A 6,531-nucleotide genomic window follows, 5' to 3' on the forward strand; every position below is an offset into this window, starting at 1 on the left:
CCAGAGCTAGGTTTCAGCCAAATAAAGTTCTCATTTCCGGATAAGTCTAATGAAAAGACCTACAGAGGAATCCTGCTTTTTTTCGTCGTTGACGCCGACAGATTGAACTTTACAGTTAATTAAACGGAATGCTCCTGAACCTATGGGGTTCCACCAACCATTTAAAGATTGATCCGTTTGAAAGTATTGAAAGCGCTTCTCAAACGTTGCATTGTCAAAGTGTCTAACATCATTGTTTACAGTTGAGACATCTGATTGAAAATCACCGGCAAACACCAGCCTTAAATCATTAGACTTATCCGGAAATGAGAACTTTATTTGGCTGAAACCTAGCTCTGGAGAGGGTTTTAGAGGTTCCTGTTTTATATAAGCTAAAAAGCCAGCTATGTAAGGGTTTCAGCTATTTTGAGGTTTATTTGTGGATAGGTCTATTTAGATAACTCATTATTCTATTTAATTATCAACAGAATAAAACACTACTATTTTTATATGCGAGATCCGAATAGCCGAAATGATACTTAACATCATATTTGAGTGCGGATAATGTCCTAAACGTATATACGGCTTATGTGAGATGGGGTAGCAAAAAAGAGGGGGAAACCTAGCCAAAGCCGGAGCAAAGCGATTTTGTTAAGTCGGTTAAAAAAGGTGCGATGCCTGCGGCGGGTGTAGCCATCGCTAAAAATTATCTTCAGTACAAAAGCAGGGTAAGCGCATCTCAAACCCTATTGACACTGTAGTTTTGGGGTTCACCCAAAGCACAAATAAGTTCAAAATTACTACACTGAGCCAAGGGGTGGGATTGACATTTTCGTCTTTATATGTACAAAAAACATAAAAAGCTATTTGAACCATATTTTTTCAATCATTTACGACAATTCGTCCTATTTTGAATGAAAAATTGATATTTAGATAAAGCTTTAAGCTTTTTATCTATATCAAGAGCTACAAAATTACATGCGCTTACCCTGAGTGCAAAAGCTATATTTATTACATAAAATAGCGTCTAAAAACATAAGAGTTTCCTGCTTGATCTGTGGTGACGTAGACGAAAATTTGTGATGACAAAAAAGTACGATTCTCTTTAAATAATGTTTTCAAATAGGGAATGGCTACCTTTCAGGACAAAAAATATACGTGCAACTCTTGATTTCAATAAATCAGTAAAAACTTCTCAAAAGCGTTTATTTTACGTTGTTTCAATACCGGATTTATCGTGTCCTCTCTTGTGAAAAAAAACATCCCCTAAAAAGCTCATTAATGGGCAAGTTTAAGGGACGAAAAGTGATGAAAGCTTGGTTTTACCGTGCAAATTTTTGATTCGTCCAACATCATTTTTGGGCAAGTTACTAAATCACTAAAGTAGTTTCCGCAACATTTGTTTACAATGTGTGCCATTTTGCTGGTATCCGACTCTGTTGGCGAAATGCGATCGCTATCCTCAAAGCCTTGAAATGTTATAACTGCTTACACCAAAAATTGCAGTTTACATGAATTCGCCAACAGAGTCGGTATCCCGGCGGACACCCATGTATGAGTCATTTTGCCATTTTTGCCAAAATTTTTGTAAGGTATTACTTTTGGCAAAGGTATTGATACTATATGGCTATCTCAGTAGGAAGGAGAAAAAAATGACAAGCGAAAAGACTAAGCAAGTGATCGAGCAGTTGAAGCAGTTTGCCAAAAATTGGAACAAGTTGTACGCAGAGGAAAGGTTTGAGGAGATGAAATATCTGGCGAGAGAGGATGTGGGAATTGCCAACGCACAAGACTCGACCAAGCCATCTGGGCTTATCTATGGGCGTCAGGCCTATTATCAGGGAATTTATGATACGTACTACGGACCTACTGGAAATGAAAATAACCTCCTCGTTATGAAATACGAAGATTGGGAATACATCCCTTTGGGCGACGACAACACCTTTTATACGATTGGTCGATATACCCTTCAGCCCAACGTGGTCGGCGTTAACTGCTGGCTTCTTCGTCGCAACTCTTTCGCTGACCCTTGGCAAATCTTTCGTGTCATTAACAACTAGGATGAGGAAACGACAGAACTTAATGCACCCAATTAACTGGGTCAATATGCCTTGGTCTGCCTAGCACTCAGGGCAAACGCATCTAAATGACTCTTGATCAGAACCAACGTTAAGAACCAACGACTTTAGCGGCATTTCTCGTTTGGTTTAGTTTGCAAAACTCAAAGCGATGTCTGTCTTGAAAAGTGACGCTCCTGCGTCGCTAACGCTGCGCTAACAGAGACGCTCGCGGACTCGCTACCGCTACGCTAACGGCGTCAGCCGCTGCTCTGACGGGCTACACCTACGCTAAATATGTGTCAATAAGCAGCAATTAATGCGGCTAGTTTCGACCTTATTGACAATACAATTACTTTGTTGACATGATGCGGCCGCCCTGTCAACAGGAGCGATCGCACAGAAGCTTCTCAAACAATAGACATCTGGTGACATTAATGATGCGTTACCTGAAATCCTTGTAGAGACGTTACATGTAACGTCTCTATATTCATTGTCAGAGATGTCTAATAGCTCAGTATTAGGTACTTTCTCGTTTCCATGTGGAACATAAAAACGAGGAAAACATTATGGTAAAGTTATCAATCACTTTTGTTTATCATTTTAAAAAACAAGAGTATTTGCTCTTATTTGGTTGAAAGCCATAATATTGACTTCATGAGCTCCCAAGGTACCTTGCTGAGAAAAAAATCACCAATTTGATAGAGGCATAGTTTACCGCCGTAGGCATCGCCTCTAAAAACTGGGGAATTGGCTGATGACTAGCGAACCTCGATCGGTTGTCGTTAGGTAAAACAGTCACAAAATCTTCTGAACTGCCTTCACATCGAAGAGTAGAGAAGAACGAGGACAAACAGCATTGAAATATATCGTGAGCAACAATTATGACTTGGCTAATTAGTACATTTATTATTGGAATCTCTGCTGCTTTTGCAACCACCTTTGACGACAATTTATATTTGACAGCTTTCTTCGGAAAAGTCAATCGCAGCTTTCGTCCTAAGCATATTGTGCTGGGTGAATTTTTGGGATTCACTGCCTTAGTGTTTGCTAGTCTTCCTGGTTTTTTCGGCGGTATGATTATTCCAACCACCTGGATTGGTTTGCTAGGTTTGCTTCCCGTCGCTATTGGTATCAGTAATCTCATGAGTCGAGAAGAAGAGGAAGAGACAGTGCAAGGTGTGTCAGTTGACTTAACTTCTCCTACCAAATCTGGACGCCAGAAGAAATCACTATTAGCAACCATCCGCGATCCGCAAACTTACCGCGTTTCCGCAGTCACTATTGCCAATGGAGGAAACAACATTGGGATCTATGTACCGTTGTTTGCCACTAGCAATCTTCCAAGTTTGGGTGTAATTCTGTGTGTTTGCTATTGCACTGTTGGGGCGTGGTGCTTACTTTCTTACAACCTGACTCGTAATCCTCTGATGACTCCCGTTTTAACCCGCTATGGTCGGAAAATCTTCCCCTTTGTCTTAATTTACTTGGGACTCTCTATCTTGATTAAAAGTGAAACATATCGACTTTTACCTAGTCTGGCAATGCTTTCCAATTAGGTATGAGGCGATGTCTGACGCTATTGGTGACGCACCTGTTCGGAAAACTCGAAATTATTGATGGGTGCTATATCCTTGATTTAACCAAAAAAATTAGCGATCGTTTCCTATCCCCAAAGATTTTTTAATCACTTGAATTTATCAATTAGAATCAAAATAATATTTGATGTTATCAATCAACTTATCTAAAGTGAGAATAAAGCACATTATTGATGGCTCCTATAAAAGCAAGCTCACCACTACGAATTATCATCGGAAGGAACTAATGAATCAATCAAATTCCAAAAAATTAACTCAGTGGCTCGTAACAGCAGTATTTCTGGTACTTGTAGCAGGATTTTCTCTGCTTGACCAGCAAGCAGTTAGAGCTTTAACACTAACACCATCCATACCTACGGAATCTAAACTAGGTCCAGTAATGCCTCCGGTTACATCGCCAATGGAGTCTGTAACTTCCCCAGTAATATCTCCGGTTGTATCCCCAATAGTGTCTGTAGCAACAAACGTTAGACATTTATTAGAAACCAATGAATGTGTCGGGTGTAATCTGACTGGAGCAATGCTAAAGGACGCAAACTTGCAAGCGGCAAACTTGGAGGGTGCTAACTTACAAGATGCAGACTTAGAAAGGGCTAACTTGCAGCAAACAAACTTACAAGGGGTAAACCTTCAAGGAGCAGATTTAGGAAAGGTAAACCTTTTGGGAGCAAACCTGTTGGGAGCAAACCTATTTGATGCAGATCTAGAGAAAGCCAACCTGCTGGGAGCAAACCTACAAGCAGCTAACCTACAGGGCGCAGACTTAGAAAAGACAAATCTCACAAATGCAAACATGCAGGGAGTTAACCTGATGGGGGTTGATTTAGAAGATGCTATCAGACCGGAAGGATTCACTGTTCAGTAATTAAACTGGGCGTTGCTGAATCAAGGGATGATTTTTGTAGGGTGGGCCGAAAAGCCCGCCCCGAAATACAAGGGACGGGCTTTTCGGCCCATCCCACAAAACTAGCAAAATCATCCCGCTTTCTCTGCAACGACTTAAACTGAAGTTCTCCGTACAAATATTACTAAAAAACCTCAAAAGCCTGATTCAGTCATGAATACAGGCTTTATTTTAATATTTGATATCAAGTTCGGCAAATCATTTACGATATGTCATTGCGAATGCAACGTTCGCGGTAGCGTCTCGTAGAGAAGTGGAATGTTCGCCTTTGCCGTTCCCGCAGGGTAGCAATCGCCAAGGTTTGGGATTGCCACGCGACCCTCGCAATGACATAAGTATTAAGTCGGACATGATATGAAAGAGCGGGGCGATCGCATATTTTTTGGAAGATTGGCTGGATTTTTCGGTCTTTTTAGGCTCATACTTGTAGAATGTTTCATTCGACTGGTAGTCTTTCAGATATTATCTAGTTTTATTTCAACCTCTCAAAACTATCAGGAGCAAATATGCAAGCAACAAACATAACTCTGGGAATTCCCAACCTCAACACTATGAATACCCAGGATTATATTGAACTAGAACAGCAATATGGTGCTGATAATTATCATCCTTTAGATGTAGTCATCACTAAAGGAGAAGGGGTGTGGATATGGGATATAGAAGGTAAAAAATACCTAGATTTTCTTTCAGCTTACTCAGCATTAAATCAGGGTCATTGTCATCCCAAAATCCTCGAAGCAATGATAAAGCAAGCTCAGAAAGTTACACTAACTTCTAGAGCTTTTCGCAATGACCAATTGGGACTATTTTATGAGAAGCTTTCTGAGATTTCTGGTTTACCTAAAGTGTTACCCATGAATTCGGGAGCCGAAGCTGTCGAAACTGCTATCAAAGCCATTCGGAAATGGGCTTATAAAGTAAAAGGTGTACCAGAAAATCAAGCAGAAATTATTGTTTGTAGTAATAATTTTTCTGGACGCACTATTAGTTTAATCAGTTTCTCTACAGAAGAACAATATCAAGATGGATTTGGGCCTTTGACGACTGGGTTTAAAGTTATCCCTTTTGGTGATTCTGAAGCATTAGAAAAAGCCATTACTCCTAACACTGCTGCATTTTTGGTAGAACCAATTCAGGGTGAGGGAGGTATTATTGTTCCTCCCAATGGGTTTTTAAAGCAAGCAGAACAAATCTGTCGCCATCATAATGTATTACTAGTTTTTGATGAAATTCAAACTGGCTTGGGAAGAACAGGTAAAATGTTTGCCCATCAATATGAGAATGTTAAGCCAGATGGCATAACTGTAGGAAAAGCTTTATCTGGTGGATTTTATCCAATTTCTGCGTTTATTTCTACTGACGAAGTGATGGGTGTATTTCAACCAGGAGATCATGGTAGTACCTTTGGCGGAAATCCATTAGCTGCTGCCATTGGAATTGCAGCACTTGATGTAATTCTAGAAGAAGAGTTACCAGAAAAAGCTTTACAACTAGGAGAATATTTTCTAGCAAAATTACAATCAATTGAGAGTTCATATATAAAAGAAGTCCGTGGTAAAGGTTTATTAATTGGGATGGAATTGTACCCAGAATTTGGTGGTGCTAGACGTTTTTGTAAAGCCTTAGCCAAAGAGGGATTATTAGCTAAAGAAACTAGAGATAATGTCATCCGCTTTGCTCCACCCTTGGTTATTTCCCTAGATGAAATAGATTGGGCATTGGAGAAAATTGAGCTAGTTTTGACAACTACTTGTTAATTTGACGTAAATTGAGTCTTGCGGGGTATGCCGATCATCAGGGGAACTGGCGCGATGTCTGGCGACAAGCCGCTTTGCGTCTACGCCAACTACATCATTTAGCTGAGTTATTCACTAAACCTCAACCCAAGGTAGTGACTGTATAGAAATTTTCAGGGGGTCAATTTACCCCCCTGGTCTCAGAGGGTGTTTGAAAAGTTTTGAGAAGTCAAATATTATGCCAAACGCCTCAGCAT

5 protein-coding genes are annotated in these 6,531 nt (G+C 40.2%); all 5 read left to right on the top strand.

The genetic code is table 11. The features are described from left to right. The first annotated feature begins 1,631 nt into the window (after positions 1-1,631). Complete coding sequence (locus PUQ00_RS31770) at positions 1,632-2,039, top strand: hypothetical protein (RefSeq protein WP_300423900.1); 408 nt, start codon at positions 1,632-1,634, stop codon at positions 2,037-2,039. An 881-nt stretch (positions 2,040-2,920) separates the two neighbouring features. Beyond that, positions 2,921-3,595 (top strand): cadmium resistance transporter, encoded by a 675-nt coding sequence (locus tag PUQ00_RS31775; RefSeq protein ID WP_300423901.1) that lies wholly within the window; start codon positions 2,921-2,923, stop codon positions 3,593-3,595. A 265-nt stretch (positions 3,596-3,860) separates the two neighbouring features. Next, on the top strand, positions 3,861-4,499 hold the full coding sequence (locus PUQ00_RS31780; RefSeq protein WP_300423902.1) for a pentapeptide repeat-containing protein: 639 nt from the start codon (positions 3,861-3,863) through the stop codon (positions 4,497-4,499). A 545-nt stretch (positions 4,500-5,044) separates the two neighbouring features. Next, on the top strand, positions 5,045-6,295 hold the full coding sequence (rocD, locus tag PUQ00_RS31785; protein WP_300423904.1) for an ornithine--oxo-acid transaminase: 1,251 nt from the start codon (positions 5,045-5,047) through the stop codon (positions 6,293-6,295). Positions 6,296-6,306: 11 nt separating this feature from the next. Beyond that, the gene (locus PUQ00_RS31790) at positions 6,307-6,441 is read left to right on the top strand and encodes a hypothetical protein (RefSeq protein WP_300423905.1); all 135 of its coding nucleotides are present in this window, start codon (positions 6,307-6,309) and stop codon (positions 6,439-6,441) included. Positions 6,442-6,531 lie beyond the last annotated feature (90 nt).

It is taken from the genome of Nostoc sp. S13 (genome assembly GCF_029379315.1).
Lineage (GTDB): Bacteria > Cyanobacteriota > Cyanobacteriia > Cyanobacteriales > Nostocaceae > Nostoc.